The sequence below is a fragment of the Rhodococcus sp. PSBB066 genome (genome assembly GCF_017068255.1).
Taxonomy (GTDB): Bacteria; Actinomycetota; Actinomycetes; order Mycobacteriales; family Mycobacteriaceae; genus Rhodococcus; species Rhodococcus aetherivorans.
In genome coordinates this window covers 3,792,762-3,809,225 of sequence record NZ_CP070859.1, presented here as the reverse complement: position 1 = coordinate 3,809,225, position 16,464 = coordinate 3,792,762, and the positions used below count along the sequence as shown (strand labels likewise).

The 16,464-nt window shown below is 69.1% G+C and carries 10 protein-coding genes and 1 pseudogene; 4 read left to right on the top strand and 7 right to left on the bottom strand.

All coding sequences use genetic code 11. From position 1 onward, the window contains the following. Window positions 1–236: 236 nt before the first annotated feature. From JYA75_RS17365 to JYA75_RS17355, 3 genes are all read left to right on the top strand, one after another. A complete protein-coding gene (locus JYA75_RS17365) occupies window positions 237–1,511 on the top strand; it encodes an IS110 family transposase (RefSeq protein WP_203329221.1) in 1,275 nt (424 codons plus the stop codon). Window positions 1,512–2,214: 703 nt separating this feature from the next. Then, window positions 2,215–5,685, top strand: a complete 3,471-nt coding sequence (locus tag JYA75_RS17360; protein ID WP_203329220.1) for a serine/threonine-protein kinase — start codon at window positions 2,215–2,217, stop codon at window positions 5,683–5,685. 357 nt (window positions 5,686–6,042) lie between these two features. Then, a complete protein-coding gene (locus JYA75_RS17355; RefSeq protein WP_203329219.1) occupies window positions 6,043–6,231 on the top strand; it encodes a hypothetical protein in 189 nt (62 codons plus the stop codon). A gap of 477 nt (window positions 6,232–6,708) precedes the next feature. On the opposite strand, the gene JYA75_RS17350 is transcribed toward JYA75_RS17355, so the two are convergent. From JYA75_RS17350 to JYA75_RS17335, 4 genes are all read right to left on the bottom strand, one after another. After that, entirely contained in the window at window positions 6,709–7,905 is a 1,197-nt protein-coding gene (locus tag JYA75_RS17350; RefSeq protein WP_043799585.1) for an adenylate/guanylate cyclase domain-containing protein, read from the bottom strand. A gap of 326 nt (window positions 7,906–8,231) precedes the next feature. Then, window positions 8,232–8,513, bottom strand: a complete 282-nt coding sequence (locus JYA75_RS17345) for a hypothetical protein (protein ID WP_050035304.1) — start codon at window positions 8,511–8,513, stop codon at window positions 8,232–8,234. Window positions 8,514–8,667: 154 nt separating this feature from the next. Next, window positions 8,668–8,886: a helix-turn-helix transcriptional regulator gene (locus JYA75_RS17340; RefSeq protein ID WP_043799578.1), complete on the bottom strand. Its 219-nt coding sequence runs from the start codon at window positions 8,884–8,886 to the stop codon at window positions 8,668–8,670. Window positions 8,887–9,048: 162 nt separating this feature from the next. Continuing rightward, a complete protein-coding gene (locus JYA75_RS17335; RefSeq protein ID WP_185712770.1) occupies window positions 9,049–10,626 on the bottom strand; it encodes an alkaline phosphatase D family protein in 1,578 nt (525 codons plus the stop codon). A gap of 263 nt (window positions 10,627–10,889) precedes the next feature. On the opposite strand from JYA75_RS17335, the pseudogene JYA75_RS29185 reads away from it, so the two are divergent. Next, window positions 10,890–11,006, top strand: a pseudogene (locus tag JYA75_RS29185) (hypothetical protein); the annotation flags it as partial. Between the two features lie 102 nt (window positions 11,007–11,108). Here the strand turns inward: JYA75_RS29185 and nuoN are convergent. Genes nuoN through nuoL form a run of 3 tightly spaced genes read right to left on the bottom strand, consistent with a single transcriptional unit; the run spans window position 11,109 to window position 16,374 of the window. Further along, window positions 11,109–12,758: an NADH-quinone oxidoreductase subunit NuoN gene (gene nuoN / locus JYA75_RS17325; RefSeq protein ID WP_203329218.1), complete on the bottom strand. Its 1,650-nt coding sequence runs from the start codon at window positions 12,756–12,758 to the stop codon at window positions 11,109–11,111. Further along, window positions 12,755–14,389, bottom strand: a complete 1,635-nt coding sequence (locus JYA75_RS17320; protein ID WP_203329217.1) for an NADH-quinone oxidoreductase subunit M — start codon at window positions 14,387–14,389, stop codon at window positions 12,755–12,757. Before JYA75_RS17320 ends, nuoN begins: the two co-directional genes overlap by 4 nt. Next, on the bottom strand, window positions 14,389–16,374 hold the full coding sequence (gene nuoL, locus JYA75_RS17315; protein ID WP_203329216.1) for an NADH-quinone oxidoreductase subunit L: 1,986 nt from the start codon (window positions 16,372–16,374) through the stop codon (window positions 14,389–14,391). Before nuoL ends, JYA75_RS17320 begins: the two co-directional genes overlap by 1 nt. Window positions 16,375–16,464: the final 90 nt, after the last annotated feature.

Genomic DNA, 16,464 nt, shown 5'->3' with positions numbered 1-16,464 from the left:
CGGTGGACCCTGGCGGGCCCGTTCGCGGTGGGGTGAGAATCTTTGTGCGCCCGTCGCCTTCCGACGCCGATTTGGCTTGGTCTTTCGAGACCGTCGAAGAGATTGGCGCTGGAGCCTCCACCGTCGGGTGTTACCCGGTTGCCGCCCTGAGCGCGAGTACCAGCCTCCAATTTGATATGCGGGGCTCCGGAGGCGGCGCGCGTCCCACGAGTGAGCATAGGGAGAGGGCGAGGCAGATGCAGGTTCTCTACCAGCGGTGCGCGGCGATCGACATCGGCAAAGACGTCATTGCGGTAGCGGTCAGGGTGCCGGGCGACGGCCCCGACCATCGGCACACCGTCAAACGCATGTTCAAAACGTTCTATGGCGTGCTCGTCCAGGCCGCCGCGTGGTTGACCGAACAGCAGGTCACGCACGTGGCGATGGAGGCCACCGGCATCTACTCGATGCCCGTCTACCATGCGCTGGTCGAGCACGGGGACTTCGAGGAAGTCCTGGTCTGCAACGCCGGGCACGTCCGCAACGTGCCCGGCCGTAAGACCGACCTGTCCGACGCCGAGTGGCTGGCGCATCTGCTCGAATGCGGGCTGGTGCGGGGCAGCTTCATTCCGCCGGCCGAGATCAAAGCGGCACGCGATGTGATCCGGTACCGCCGCAAGCTCACCGAATCCCGTACCAGCGAGCTGCAGCGACTGGGCAACGTGCTCCAAGACGCCGGGATCAAGGTCGATTCGGTGGCGTCGACGATCACCACGGCCTCGGTACGGGCAATGGTGGAGGCGCTGATCGATGGCCAGCGCCGACCGGCCACGCTCGCCGATCTGGCCAAGGGAAAGATGCGCGCGAAAATTCCCGATCTGCAACGAGCCCTGGAGGGCCGTTTCGACGATCATCACGCCTTGATGTGCCGGCTTCATCTCGACCATATCGATCACCTCGAACAGATGACCCGCAGGCTCGATGAGCAGATCGAGGACATGATGCAACCCTTTCGCGCCGAACGCGAGCTGTTGACCACCATCCCCGGGATCGGTCCCGGCGCGTCGGCGGCGATCATTTCCGAATCAGGTGTGGCGGTCGCCGACTGTTTCCCGACGGACGCACATTTCGCCTCCTGGATCGGCCTGTGCCCGGGCAACCACGAGTCGGCCGGCAAGCATCACTCCGGTGCCCGACGTAAGGGCAACCCGCAGCTGCAGCATGTGCTCGTCGAATGCAGCTGGGCTGCCGTGCGGACACCGGGCTACCTGCAGAGCCTTTACCGCTGGCACGTCCGCAAGTTCGGCGGCCCGCGAAGTCCCCACGCCAAGAACAAAGCCATCGTCGCGGTCGCCCACAAACTGGCGATAATCGTCTGGCATATCCTCGCCACCGGGCGCCCCTACCGGGACCTCGGAACCGACTACCTCGACCGCAGAATCGACCCGGCCAAAGAAACTCGTCGACTCCTGGCCAGGCTTCAAGCACTCGGTCACCAGGTCACCATCGAACCCACACAACCAGCGGCCTGACCACTCGAACGCCGCACCCGGCTGCGCCGGGTGGCTTCGCCCTGCCGGTCACCTCAGATTCACGTACTAGCCATTGAGGTTCGACGTCGAGTTCCACACCCTCCTCGCACACGCCGCCCAGAATCCGCTGCGGGTGACGCTGCACGGTGCCCTCCGAGCCTCGAGCGGCGTCAAACCCGCCCGACGCCCGGACCCGGTCCCCGCCGGCCCCGAACTGCCGGATACACCATCGCCGGCCAAGACGAGGTGAACAGTCTTGTCCCCGGCTACCCGATCATCCTCGAGGACCCGTTCCGCGCCGAATCCTGGCGACAGACGAGGCCCCTCGTACCAGCTCCAGCTCTGGGGTGCAGCAACACACCGACGTCGCCGCCGCGCGGCCAACCGCTCGCTGAGCGTCCGCCGAGAAGACGGTGCGTCACGCGTATCGGCGAATGGCCAACCGGGGCCGACAACCGGCCGACAGCCGACTTCGGCGTCGCGGCCGACGCCGCCGCGACGCGGACGCGTAGGTCGGCGAGTCGGGTTCTGCTGCCGCACAATGGTTCTCGGGGAACATGCGACCCCAGGCGTGGGTGCCCGCCGACAATGCCCACTCCCTCGATGGACAGGCCGCTGGTCGTCCGTTCGATCGCCCCGCCTCCGATCCCACGGGGATATGATCAGGGCATTCGACCAACCCCGGCTATGAGTGAGGCAGCCGATGGCCGAGAGCGATCCGCTGGCGACGCAGCGGGAGACCCCGCCGCGCATCGTGGCCGAACTTGTCGCGGCCGGGTTCGAGGACGTGCACGAGATCGGCCGGGGTGGTTTCGGCGTCGTCTACCGGTGTCGGCAGCCCGCCCTGGACCGCACCGTGGCGATCAAGGTGCTGACCTCGGAACCGGACCCCGACAACCTCGAACGCTTCCTGCGTGAGCAGCGCGCAATGGGGCGGCTGTCCGGCCACCCGAATATCGTCACCGTCCACGAGGTCGGCGCCACCGCATCCGGTCAGCCGTACATCGTGATGGAGTACCACCGCCGCAACTCGCTCGAGGCCCGGATCCGGGAGCAGGGCCCACTGCGGTGGGAGGACGCACTCGGGATTGGCGTCAAGATCGCCGGCGCGTTGGAGACCGCGCACCGCATGGGCATGCTGCACCGGGACGTGAAACCGGCGAACATCCTGCTCACCGACTATGGTGAGCCGCAGCTGACCGACTTCGGAATCGCTCGGGTCGCCGGGGCTTTCGAGACCGCCGCCGGCGCGGTCACGGGATCTCCGGCGTTCACCGCCCCGGAGGTGCTCGCCGGACAATCCCCCTCCCGCTCGGCGGACGTGTACGGGCTCGGCGCGACCTTGTTCTGTGCCATCACCGGGCACGCGGCGTACGAGAGGCGCCGCGGCGAATCCGTGGTCGCGCAGTTCCTACGGATCACCCGCGGGCCGGCACCTGACCTGCACGGCGGCACCGGCATCCCGGATGATGTCGGCGAGATGCTCGAGCGCGCGATGGACCGGGATCCGACCTCACGCACCGGCACCGCCGCCGCATTCGGCGAGCAGTTGCGTGCGGTCGAGGAACACCACGGGCTGCCGGTGGACGAGCTACCGGTGCCCGATGCCAGCGAGCCCACCGACCTCGGCGCCGCGCACCCCCGCGCCACGACCGGCACCGGCCGCCGGCGGCGGACCGGATCCGGCCGGCTGACCCCACCGGTGCCTGCCACGCGGCTGCGCCCACCGACGGCGACCCGCCCCCTGGTGGTCCGCGAGCGCCTGCTGCGGCTGCTGCGTGTGGGTGGGCGGCGCATCCTGACGGCCATCACCGCCCCGCCGGGCTTCGGCAAGACCACCCTGGCCGCACAATGGTCGCGCGAACTGGCCGACAACGGCGTCCAGGTGGCCTGGCTGTCCGTCGACAGTGACGACAACGGGGCCGTGCGGCTTCTGGCGCATCTGCTCGAATCCCTCCGACAGGTGCGGCCGGCCCTGGCCCAGGATCTCGGCGCGGTCCTCGAGGAGTACGGCGACGACGCCACGCAGTATGTGCTCACCGCGTTGATCAACGAAATCCAGGAGTCCGAGGAGCACGTCGCTCTGATCATCGACGACTGGCACCGAGTCTCCGACTCCGCGACCATCGCTGCGATGGCGTACCTGTTGGACAACGCCGACCCCGATCACCTGCAGATCATCGTGACCAGCCAGGCGCGCACCGGACTGCCGCTGAGCCGCATGCGGCTGCGCGACGAGCTGATCGAGGTGGACGCGGCCACCCTGCGGTTCGACCCTCCGGAGGTACGACGGCTGCTGGTCGAGCTGGCCGGACTCCGCCTGACCGACAACGACGTCGACGCACTGACCCGCGCCACCGGCGGCTGGGTGGCCGCGCTGCAGCTGGTTTCGCTGTCGCTGCGCGACAGCGACGATCCGGCAGGGCTGATCCGCGGAATCACCGGCCGCCACCATGTCATCGGGGAATACCTCGCCGAGAACGTCCTCGACACCCTCGAACCCCGAATTCTCGAGTTCCTGCTCGCCACCTGCATCTGCGAGTACGTCTCTGCAGAGCTGGCAACCGTGCTCACCGGAACGACTCGATGCCAGTCGTTGCTCGAGGAGATCGAGGACCGGGGCCTGTTCCTGCGCCGGATGGACGAGGACCGCACCTGGTTTCGCTACCACCACCTGTTCCGAGAGTTCCTGCAACGCCGAATCGAACGCGAGACCCCCGAACGCGTGACGCAGCTGCACCGCACCGCGGCCCAATGGTTCGCCGAGCACGCGATCATCCGCGACGCGGTGACCCACGCCCAGGCCGCGGGGGATCAGGAGATGGCCGTCGACCTGGTCGAACGGCACGGCGCGAGCCTGCTCGAGCACTCCCAGGTGACGTCCACGCTGGCGCTTCTCGACAAGCTACCCCCGGCGGTGCTGTCCAACCGCCCCCGCTTGCAACTGATGGTGGCATGGACCACGATCCTGTTGAACCGCGTTCGCCCCGCCGAACAGGCCCTCGAGGCCGTCGAATCCCTTTTCACCACCGCGCCTCTCACCGCCGACGAGACCGAGGACCTGCGAGCCGAAGTCGGGGTGGTGCGTGCCGTCGTAGCGGCCCGGTGCGACCGCTTCGACACCATCGACGAGCTGGTCCGCCCCAGCCTGGCCCGGGCCGACTCGCTCTCACCCTGGGTAGTGTCCGCGGCCGCGAACCTCGCCAGCATGGCCGCGATCTACCGGTTCGATTTCGACGCGACGGAGCGGCTTCAGGAGTGGGCCGCGCCATACCACGCCCGCAACCACGGGCCATACGCCCACATGCACAGCTATTGCTGCCTCGGCCTCGCCGCGCACGAACGACTCGACATCGCCACCGCCGAGGAGCGGTTCCGGCAGGGTCTGCGGGTATCCCGCAGCCGGGGCGACGGGCACTCTCTCGCCGCCCGACTCGCGGCGTCACTGCTCGGCGAGCTGCTGTACGAGCAGGACCGCCTCGACGAGGCGGAACGACTCCTCGACGAGGCCTACCTGCTCGGTTACGAGGGCGGTGCCGTGGACTTCAAGGTGGCCCGGTACGCGATCGGCGCCCGGATCAAGGCGGTGCGGGGCGATCGCGCGGCGGCCGCGCAGCGCCTGGATGCGGGCGCTCGGGCCGCGCACACGCTGACGTTACCCAGGCTGCGGGCCCGGATCGAGGAGGAACGCGTACGGTTGCGGCTGCCCCCGACCGCCGGCATTCCCCCGCGCCCCCCGATCGCCTATGCGGAGCGGCGCCGGCCGGTGCACGGGGTCGACGCGATCACCGCCCAACTCGACGAGACCGTCGCCATCTGGGCACTGCTCGACGACGACACACCGGCGGCGACGGAGTTGGCCTGCACCTGGGCGCAGGAATGGGTGGACATGCTCGCAGACGCCGGCCGGCCGCGGGCGCTACTGCAGGCACGGCGGCTGCTGGTCGACACCCTCGCCGCGGCCGACCGCGCCGACGAGGCCAAGGAGTTGCTCGCGACGATCACCGCGCAATGCGCCACGCTCGGCATCGTGCGCTACCTGCTCGACGGCGGGCCGCACCTGGTGGCGCTGCTCGCGGATCTGCGCGCGGACTGGGAGGCCGGGCGGTGGCGAGACGAGTGGCCCGCGGTGCCCGACCGATTCTGGGACGCGGTCACCCCGACAGAACCGTGATGCCCCGCCCATGCGCTCATCGCATCGTCCACAACCTCAGCGGCGCATCCACCCGCATCCCGCGGCCCCACTCCGACCGCGGGAGGGCGCGAACCTGCGGACCAACGCCCGGCCTCGTCGCGCCACCCGCCAGACTGGTCGATGCGTTGGTCAGAATCTGCCGCGCGGGGTGTTCGGCCGACGATCGGGTGTGCGAGAGGATGAAGCGTTCCTGACGCTCTCCGTCACGGTGCGTTGTTCGAGGTAAACCGCCGCAGTGGCCGAATCCGAATTCCGGCATTCTGCCCGATGCGGTCACCGATGCCGTGGACGCAGCGCACGGCCACATCCGGGCCCTGCTCATCCGTCGTCCTCCACGTGGGCGGGGATCGCTTCGCGGCCACCATGGTGGTCCTGCCGGAAGGGCTGTACTTCGGCCGGCTGGGCACCGACAGCGCCCACGACCTCGTCGACACGTATCCGGCCGGCACCCTGGCCCTGCCCCACGTGCGCGGCCGCGCCGCGTTCTCGCTTCCGGCGAAGGCCGTCGAGCACGCCGCACGCTAGGCCGGCGGCATCACCGCCGTCGACGCGCTCGAACACCTCCGCGAGACCGTCGGACCCGATTCGGACAGCCCCACGGTCGACGCGCATCTGGCGCAGCGCCGGTACCGGGTGGTGGTGCGCGCAGGGAAGCCGCAGACTCCGTCCACCACGGATACGGAGCCGGCGCACCGGTCGCCTGGAATCGGTGGATCGTCGAGGAACGACACACGATCCCGTCCGAGCCGACTTGTCCACGCCGCTCCCCTCACCGGCGCGGTCCACCTACAGAAAAAACTCTGCGGCTCAATTACATCCGGTTGGTGAACATGGTGGATCTCGTCTACCTCGCCGTGGCAGCGGAAGTGCCGGCAGCAGACCTGCTGCAGCCGCGGCCCAATTATTGCCGGATGACCGGGGAACTCCGACTTCGCGGGCGGCCGCGGGATTGCTCCAACCGCGGGCGCAACTCACCACCCGATCCTCTATCGGGAGGAGCCGCTACGGGGAGTGCTCGAGTCCCGTCTCGCTCGGTGACCTTCGGACCGCATGGACCCGATAAAGCTCATGCTCGCCGGCGAAGCCTTTCAGCGTGTACCTGCCCGCCGGCTCCGCGGCCACTGCCGCGCTGTCCAGCCGACGCATCGCTGCGACGTCGACAAGCACCTCGAGTGGTTTGGCGATCGAAGCGATGCGGCTCGCCCGGTTGAGCGGTCGACCGATCCAATCACCGGCACTGCGCACGGCAGTGCCCCATGCGATCCCGGCATGCAGCGGCGGAAGACCCTGCCGGTGCGCGGCAGCAAGGAGCTCCAGCACCACCGTGGCCAGACTCGTCGGGTCCGGGGACAGCAGCAGCACCGCGTCCCCGACGGTCTTCACGAACCGCACCGGCGGGGCCACCACATCCGTGGTCAGAGCATCGAGTCGATCGGCCAACTCACCGAGCTCCGATGGCGACAGTTGCTCCCCGAGACCGGTGAACCCGACCAGATCGGCGAAGCACACCGCGACCTCGTGTGCCCCGGGATCACGGTGATCGACCGTGTCGGCGTGGATCTGCTGACGCAGATACTGCCGAAGGCGCGTCGTGACGGCGCGACCGAGCAAGCGGGATTGAAACTCCGCGAACCGTCGTAGCTCGCGGGCATAGCGCAGTGCCATCTCGGGGTGATCGGCGTCGGCATCGAGCTGCCGCTGAATCAAGGACACGGTCGCGCCGGCGAGGGTCGCGGTATTTCTGCCCACAATCCGGGCGAACGCGAACAGGTCGGCGTCCGCGCCGCCGAGAGCGCGGTACTCGGCCAACAGCCGGGCCAGACGCAGGTCGTCCTCGCTGTAGTCCGCCGCCCCCGCGGTCGACACCCCACGGCCCATCGAGCGAAACCACCGCTCCACATCCGACCTGGAGAGGCCGGTCCGCCCCGAGATCTGTTCGATCGTGTAGGTGACCCCGCGGGGAGTCAACGCATCGTCGAACAGCAGATATCCCAGCTGGCCTCGCCGGGTGGCCTCGGTCAGCGCTGCCACGTTTGCGCCATGGTCGGCGAGGTGCAGCAGGACGCGGATGCGGCGTGCTCTGGCTACTCCCCCCAGCCCGTCCAGCAAGCCGGCCGCCGCGAACTCACGAACGCGACGTCGGCGGCGGCACAGCCGGGACGGCGCGGACAGCAGACGCCTCGCCAACGAAAGGAGCACTTCTGGATTGTCCCGGCTCGCGCCGCCTCCTGTCCCAGGAGTCTCGCGTCCATGACGACGACGTCGAAACGACCGGCGTCGGACATGGCCACTGCTGCCGCAAACGTCGCTCGGTACCTCGGGGTGACCAGGACGCCCTTCAGGATCAGCACTCGGTACCGGTGCCTCATGCAGCACACAGAACCCGGTCGGTCGATCGGGGCGATCGCCTCGACGTCGACGAGCCGTGCCTGAACGCCGTGGGCGAGCGCACCGAGAATCCGGGGCACCGCACCGCCGGAGGACGCGATCGCTCGCGCTGCCGGCTCCGGCCGACGGCCGGTGCTCTAATTCCTCCCCGACTCACACGGCCGCAACCCCCGAAAAAGCCTGTCCGGGTCGAGTTCGGCGGCGGGGGGAACGACCACACCGATCGCCCGGGCCTCGGTCACCGCCCGGGCGAGCAACAGGCGGGCCTGCTCGTAGCGGCACCGAAGGTCCTCGGGCAACGCAACATGGCGCAGTGCGACTCCGGCGGGGACCTCGTCGAGCGCCTCTGCGACCAGGGATCGCACGATGAGAATTCCTGTCTGCACACCCTCGACCGCCCAGCGTTGTTGCCAATCCATGCCGACCGCCCTCGACTCGGCTCAGCACCGATTTCACCTGCCGCAATTATCCGCCCCACAAGTCCCTGTAGTCACGCCTCGAAACTGGGCATCGCCGTCGGCGTCGGTGCACATCGTCCGTAGCTGCTCGAGGGGGACCGCTTCCGCGAGGGGTCTACTCCGCTTCGGCAGTGAAGTACCCCGCCAGGCGCGCCTCCGCGAGAGCGCGCCTCAACAGATCCGTTGCCTGCACCTCCAACACCAGGCCGATACAGACGAGATCCACCATGTCGGTGATTCCTTCGCCTCGTTCCAGGCGCAGGATCGTGTGGTGGCTGACGCCGCTCGCCTTGGCGAGAGCGCCGTGAGTCAGGTGCCTGCGGAGTCGCTCCACTCGAAACTCCTCGGCAACCGGTCGCTGAGGTCGATTCCGCGGTCGTCGGGACAGATGACCCGGCCATGACTCGAACCTACGTCACCGAACGTGCAGGCGACAGAAGTGCGGGCGACGAAAGGGGCCCGCCGCCGACCGGCCGAGGATCAGTGCTGAACCCCGTCAGGCTTCGGTGACACTGGGCTTCTGATCCTCGACAACAAAGCTGGCACGGGTGTGGATGGGCGCGCCCGGGCGCCGGACATAGGGAACGACGCGGAAGTCGTTCCGCCACACCTGATGATCCAGGGCGACGCGCACGTATCCACGCTGCGCGTTGAAGAACTTCATGTCGGGATTGGCGGCCAGCAGGCGGCGCCCGGTGTCGTTCATGTCGGCGCCGTCGCCAGCTGAGGTGATCGACGTTCCCGAGAATTCCGCCGCAACGACCGGTGATTCCGGATCGGCGTAGTCCCGGCGCAAGTCGGCGACGATGTTCTGGTGGCGGTCCCCGGTGATCACCACCAGATTGCGGACGCCGCGATCCGCCGCAGCGCCGAGGACGGTGTTGCGATCGGCGACGTACCCGTCCCAGGAATCGGACGACACGACCGTCTCCGGCCCGGGATCGTTGTCGGTCTGGCCCATCGCCACCTGATTGCCGATGATCTGCCAACGGACCGCCGAGTCGATGAATCCATCGATCAGCCAGTCCCGTTGCGGTGCACCCAATATCGTGCGGTCGGTGTCAAGCCGGTCGGCGCAGTTCGCGGTGACGTCCTCCCCGCAGGCCTGCCGGTCCCGATATTGCCGTGTATCGAGCATGGTGATCTGCGCGAGATCACCGAAGCGATAGCGACGGTGCAGGCGCATCCCCGGCCCGGAGGGCCGCTGCGCGAGTCGCAGCGGCTGATGCTCGTACAACGCCTGGAAGGCAGCGGCTCGGCGCCGACGGAACAGCGCGGAGATGCGATAGATGTCGATGCCCAGTCCCGGCGCATCGGCGGCCCAGTTGTTGTCGACCTCGTGATCGTCCATGGTCACAATCCAGGGAAAAGCTGCATGCGCGTCCCGCAGCGGCTGCTCCGCTTTGTACTGTGCGTAGCGCAACCGGTAGCCGGGCAGATCGACGGCTTCGTCACGGTCCACTCCCATCGACATTCCCTCACGGCCGCGCCTCCACCCGCGTTCGTAGATGTAGTCGCCCAGATGGACGACCAAATCGAGGTCCTCATCGCTCATGTGCTCGTATGCGGTGTAGAACCCCGAACTCCACGATTGACAGGAGGCGAACGCAAACCGCATCCGCGAGGTGGATTGTCCCGGAGCAGGGGCCGTGCGGGTCCGGCCCACCGGAGAGATCGCCGAGCCGGCACGAAACCGGTAGAAGTACCAGCGAGAGGGCTCCAAGCCGTGGATCTCCGGGTGCACGCTGTGGGCGAGTTCGCGCGTCGCGACAGCCGTACCGCGCGTCACCACCTGCCGGAAGCTCTCATCGTGCGCGACTTCGTATTCGACGGTCACCGGATCCCACCCCATGCCGCCGCGCCCGCCGGGGGCAAGCGGGTCCGGTGCCAGACGGGTCCACAGGACGACACCGTCCGGTGTCGGATCTCCCGATGCCACACCGAGTACGAACGGGTCATCTCCTCGCCACCGCGGCGCCGGCAAGCGCGCGCTGCTCACCCCCGACGTACCCACCAGCACCGCAGCCGCTCCGGCCATACCGACTCGCAACACCTGCCGACGGGAGAGGGACATACACCACGGTATATCCCGGCTGCAGTCAGCGAGCCGGACGACGGGGTGCATCACTATCGAGACTGCTCCAGGCCCGCTTCGGCCGCCGGTGCCGCCCTGGCAGCCCGAACCTCACCCGCCTGCCCCCGCACCGGCGCAGTACACGTCGCTCGTCGCCCCCGGCCCCGATTGGCTGGCCGGGCGGCTGTGCGACCGACGGATCGTCCGGCTGACGGGTCGTCTCGACCACGCTCGCGCTGCTCGACACCTCCGGCGACGACCCGGTGCAGCTGTGGCCGCACGACGTCGAGGCCGACCGGCAGCAGTTGCGGGCACTGCAGCAACACCTCGCGGACGTCTGCCGGCGCCCCGTGGAAGAGATCGCCGAGAACATGCGCGCACACCGGATCCTGACCGCCGAGCAGGCCCGTGACTACGGCCTGATCGACGCGGTCGGCGGGAACCGGACGCCGCCGCGCCGCGACCGCCGGGTGACGCGGCGGTCAGCCGAGGAACACCGCGACCCGATCCGCGAGATCGAGCAGCGGCTGCGGGAAGACGCCGAGCACCACCGTCATCACCGCCCCGGCGGCGACCGCGACGGTTGTCAGCACACTGGGGACCACGACCGTCGGGGCGTCGCGGTCCGGCTCGTCGAAGAACATCAGCACGATGACGCGCACGTAGAAGTACGCCGCGATCGCGCTGCTGACCACGCCGACGATCACGAGTGGAACGGCTCCGCTGCCCGCCGCCGCCCCGAATACGGCGAACTTACTGACGAACCCGCTCGTGAGCGGGATGCCGGCGAACGCGAGGAGGAACAGGGCGAAGACCGCGCCGACGAGGGGTGAGCGCCGGCCGAGCCCCGCCCAGCGGGACATGTGGGTCGCCTCCCCGAGATCGTCGCGGACCAGGGTCACCACGGCGAACGCGCCGAGGGTGCTGAATCCGTAGGCGAACAGGTAGAACATCGTCGACGCCAGCCCCGCCCGGTCGGCGGCGATCAGGCCGGTGAGGATGAAGCCGGTGTGGGCGACCGACGAGTAGGCCAGCATCCGCTTCACGTCGTTCTGCGTCACGGCCAGCACCGATCCCGCCACCATCGTCAGGATCGCGACGCCCCACAGCAGGGGACGCCAGTCGTCGCGCAGCCCGGGCAGCGCCACGTAGAACACCCGCAGCATCGCGCCGAACGCCGCGACCTTGGTGGCCGCCGCCATGAAGGCGGTGATCGGTGTGGGCGCCCCCTGATAGACGTCGGGGATCCACGAGTGGAACGGCACCGCCCCGATCTTGAACAGAAGGCCCACCGCGAGCATCGCCGCGCCGATCAATGCCAGTGTGTCCCCGTCCGCGCGGCCCGCGACGGCGTCGGCGATGCCCGCCAACCGGACCGTGCCCGCGTAGCCGTACAGCAGCGCCACGCCGAAGAGGAAGAAGGCCGAGGAGAACGCGCCGAGCAGGAAGTACTTCAGTGCCGATTCCTGCGAGAGCAGGCGCTGCCGCCGGGCCAGGCCGCACAGCAGGTACAGGGGCAGCGACAGGACCTCGAGCGCGATGAACATCGTGAGCAGGTCGTTCGAGGCCGGGAACAGCAGCATCCCGCCGACCGCGAACAGCACCAACGGAAAGACCTCGGTCTGCGACATCCCCACCGCGGCGGCCTCGCGCTCGGCGAGGCTGCCCGGCACCGCGGACGCCTGCGGGGCGAATGCGTCGGCACCGCCGGCGCCCGTCGCCGCCGCCGCGCCCGGTCCCCCCGCAGTGGCGCCGCGGGCGCCCGGCTCGATTCCGCGTTCGGCGACGAGCAGCACCGCGAGGATCGAGACGAGCAGGATGGTGCCCTGCAGGAACAGAGTGGGCCCGTCGACCGCCACCGCGTCCACCGCGGCGGTGTACCCGGGCGCGGCCTCGGCGGAGAAGTCCAGCCCCGCGGCGAGCACGACGACGGCCACGAACGCGGCCACGAGACCACCGAGCGCGAGCAGCAGCTGGCTCGCGTACCGGCCGCGGCGGGGAACGAACGCCTCGACGAGCACTGCGGCGACGGCCACCCCGAACACGATCAGCATGGGGGAGAGCGGGCCGTATTCGAGGTCGGGGGCCGGAATCGCCTGAGCGAGAACGGTGGTGCCGTCCGAGAGAGTCACCTGTGCGTCCCTCCGTGAGTGTCGGGCCCGGTCCCGCCGCCCGCGACGGGCTCGGCCGGCGCGGGCGGCGCCGGATCGGGCTGGTCGACCGTGACCAGGACCCGGCTCACCGCCGGGGTGATCACGTCGAGGGCGGGTTTCGGATACACGCCCAGGACGAGGAGCAACGCGATGAGCGGCACCACGACGGCGAGTTCGCGGGGCACCAGATCGGACACGTGCTCGTTGCCGTCGGTGACCGGTCCGGTCATCATGCGCTGGTACAGCCACAGCACGTAGATCGCCGAGAGGACGAGTGCGAGCACTGCGAACACGGCAGCGACCTGGTAACGCGGATACGTGCCGATCAGCACCAGGAATTCGCTGACGAACGGCGCCAGGCCGGGAAGGGACAGGGTCGCCAGTCCCGCGACGAGGAACGTGCCGGCCAGGACGGGGGCGACCTTGCGGACGCCACCGTAGGCGGCGATCGCGCGGGATCCCCGCCGGGAGACGAGGAACCCGGCGATCAGGAACAGCGCCGCGGTGGAGATGCCGTGGTTGACCATGTACAGCGTCGAACCGGCCTGCCCCTGGCTGGTCATCGCGAAGATGCCGAGGATGATGAACCCGAAGTGCGAGATGGAGGTGTAGGCGATCAGGCGCATCACGTCCGTCTGGCCGATGGCGACCGCCGCGCCGTAGACGATGCCGATCACCGCGAGCGTGACGATCACCGGCGCGAAGTACACCGACGACTCGGGAAACAGTTGCAGGCAGTAGCGCAGCATGCCGAACGTGCCGACCTTGTCGACCACGGCCATCATCAGCACCGCCCCGGCCGGGGTGGCCTGCACCGCGGCGCCGGGCAGCCAGGTGTGGAACGGCCACAACGGTGCCTTCACGGCGAAGGCGAACATGAAGCCGAGGAACAGCGCGTGGAGCACCACGGCGTCGGCGCCGAGACCGCCGCCGGTCACGGCGGCGACGATGTCCCGGAAGTCGAAGGTGCCGGCGCCCTGCCGGGCGGTGACCACGTACAGCCCGATGACCGCGGCCAGCATGATCAGTCCGCCGAACAGGTTGTAGAGCAGGAACTTCACCGCCGCGCGGGAGCGCTGCGTGCGATCCCCGAGACGATCCCCGAATCCTCCGATGAGGAAGTACATCGGAATGAGCATCGCTTCGAAGAAGATGTAGAACAGCAGCACGTCGAGGGCGGTGAACGACACCATCACCATCGCCTCGACCGTCAGCATCAGCGCCATGTACAGCTGCGTGGTGCGCCGCGGCGCGGATCCCCGGGCGGTCGCGGCGGACTCGGCCTGTGTCGCGTCGTTCCAGCCCGCCAGCATCAGCAGCGGAAGCAGCACCGCGGTCAGCAGCACCAGCACGAGCGCGATACCGTCCACGCCCAGCGTGTATCGGGCGCCCAGGGCCGGAATCCACTCGTGGGATTCGACGAACTGGTACTGCTCACCTGCCGGATCGAATCCGACCGCCAGTGCGCAGGCCAGTACGAGCACCACGGCCGCGACCGCCAGCGCCGTCGTCTTGGCGAGGCTTCGCATGCGGGCGGGAAGCGCCAGCACGACGACGGCACCAACGAGCGGAACCACCCACAGGGTCGTCAACCAGGGAAAGTCGTCCACTACAGCCTCCCCAGCACCATCGTCGCGACCACGACGGCCGCGCCTACCAACATGGACAAGCCGTAGGACCGCACGAAACCGGTCTGCAGGTGCCGCATCCGGGCGGACAGCGCGCCGACCGTGGCGGAGATCCCGTCGACCGCGCCGTCGACGCCCTTGTCGTCGACGGTCACCAGGGTCGAGGTCAGGGACCGTCCGGGCCGCATGAACACCGCCTCGTTGACCGCGTCGCCGTAGAGATCCCTGCGGGCGGCGACGGTGAACACCGATACCTCGGCGGGGGCGACCTCGGGAATGTCGCGCCGAGCGTACTGCCGGTAGGCCACCGCGGCACCGGCGAGCACGACGGCGAGGGTGAGGGCGGTGGTCACCCACACCGGCAGCAGGTGTTCGGCCTCGTACGTCCCCACCACCGGCTCGAGCCAGTTCTGCAGCGCTCCCCCCAGGCTGAGCGCAGCACCGGCGCCGACCGAACCCACGGCCAGCACGATCATGGGCACCGTCATCACGGCCGGCGCCTCGTGGGGATGGACGTCGGCGGCCCAGCGACGCCGGCCGAAGAAGGTCATCAGCATCACCCGCGTCATGTAGAACGCGGTGATGCCGGCACCGAGCAGGGCGGCCGTCCCGAGGACGACGCCTTCGGCGCCGCCCGCTCCGAAGGCGGCCTCGATGATCTTGTCCTTGGAGAAGAAGCCGGCGAACGGCGGGATGCCGATGATCGCGAGGTAGCCGAGGCCGAAGGTGACGAACGTGACGGGCATGACGGTGCGCAGACCGCCGTAGCGGCGCATGTTCACCTCGTCGTTCATCCCGTGCATCACCGATCCGGCACCGAGGAACAGTCCGGCCTTGAAGAAGCCGTGGGTGAGCAGGTGCATGATCGCGAAGGCGTACCCGGCGGGACCGAGGCCGGCGGCGAGGACCATGTAGCCGATCTGGCTCATCGTCGACGCGGCGAGCGCCTTCTTGATGTCGTCCTTGGCGCAGCCGATGACGGCCCCGAACAGCAGGGTCACCGCGCCCACGAGCACGACGGCGAGTTGCGCGGTGGGGGCGAGGTCGAAGATCGCATCGGACCGGACGATCAGGTAGACGCCCGCGGTGACCATGGTGGCGGCGTGGATCAGCGCCGACACCGGTGTCGGGCCTTCCATCGCGTCACCGAGCCAGGACTGCAGCGGCACCTGCGCGGACTTGCCGCAGGCGGCGAGCAGCAGCACGAGGCCGAGTGCGGTGAGCACGCCGTCGCTCGCACCCTCGGCCCCGCCGAAGACGTCGTCGAAGGTGACGGAACCGAACGTCGCGAACATGATCATCATGGCGACTGCCAGGCCCATGTCGCCGACGCGGTTGACGACGAACGCCTTCTTCGCGGCGGTTGCGGCGGACGGCTTGTACTGCCAGAACCCGATGAGCAGGTACGAGGCGAGACCGACACCCTCCCAGCCCACGTACAGGCCGAGGTAGTTGTCGGCGAGGACGAGCAGCAGCATCGCCGCAAGGAAGAGGTTGAGGTAGGCGAAGAACAACCGGCGCCCGGGAGCGACGGAGCGACCCGACGCATCCGGAGCGGAGCCGGCGGAGCGACCCGACGCATCCGGAGCGGAGCCGGCGGAGCGACCCGAGGGGTCGGGGCCGTGTGCCATGTACCCGACCGAGTAGATGTGGATGAGTGAGCCGACGCCGGTGATCAGCAGCACGAAGCACATCGACAGCTGGTCGAGCTGGAGCCCGAAGTCGATCTGCAGGCCCGCGACCGGTATCCATTCGAAGAGGCTCTGGTTCACGGCACGGTCGGCGGCGTCGCGGCCGAGCATGTCGACGAAGAGGGCGACCCCGAGCGCGAACGAGGCGAGTGCCGTCGCGCATCCGAGCAGGTGTCCCCACGTGTCGCTGCGCCGGCCGGCCAGCAGCAGCACGGCCGCGCCGAGCAGCGGCAGCGCGGGCAGCAGCCAGACGGTGGACGAGATTCCGCCGTTCATGCCGGTCCGCCCGTCGGGGCGCCACCGGCGCGGGCCGTCGTCTCGGGCGCGGTCGTCTCGGGCGCGGTCGTCTCGGGCACAGTCTCCTCC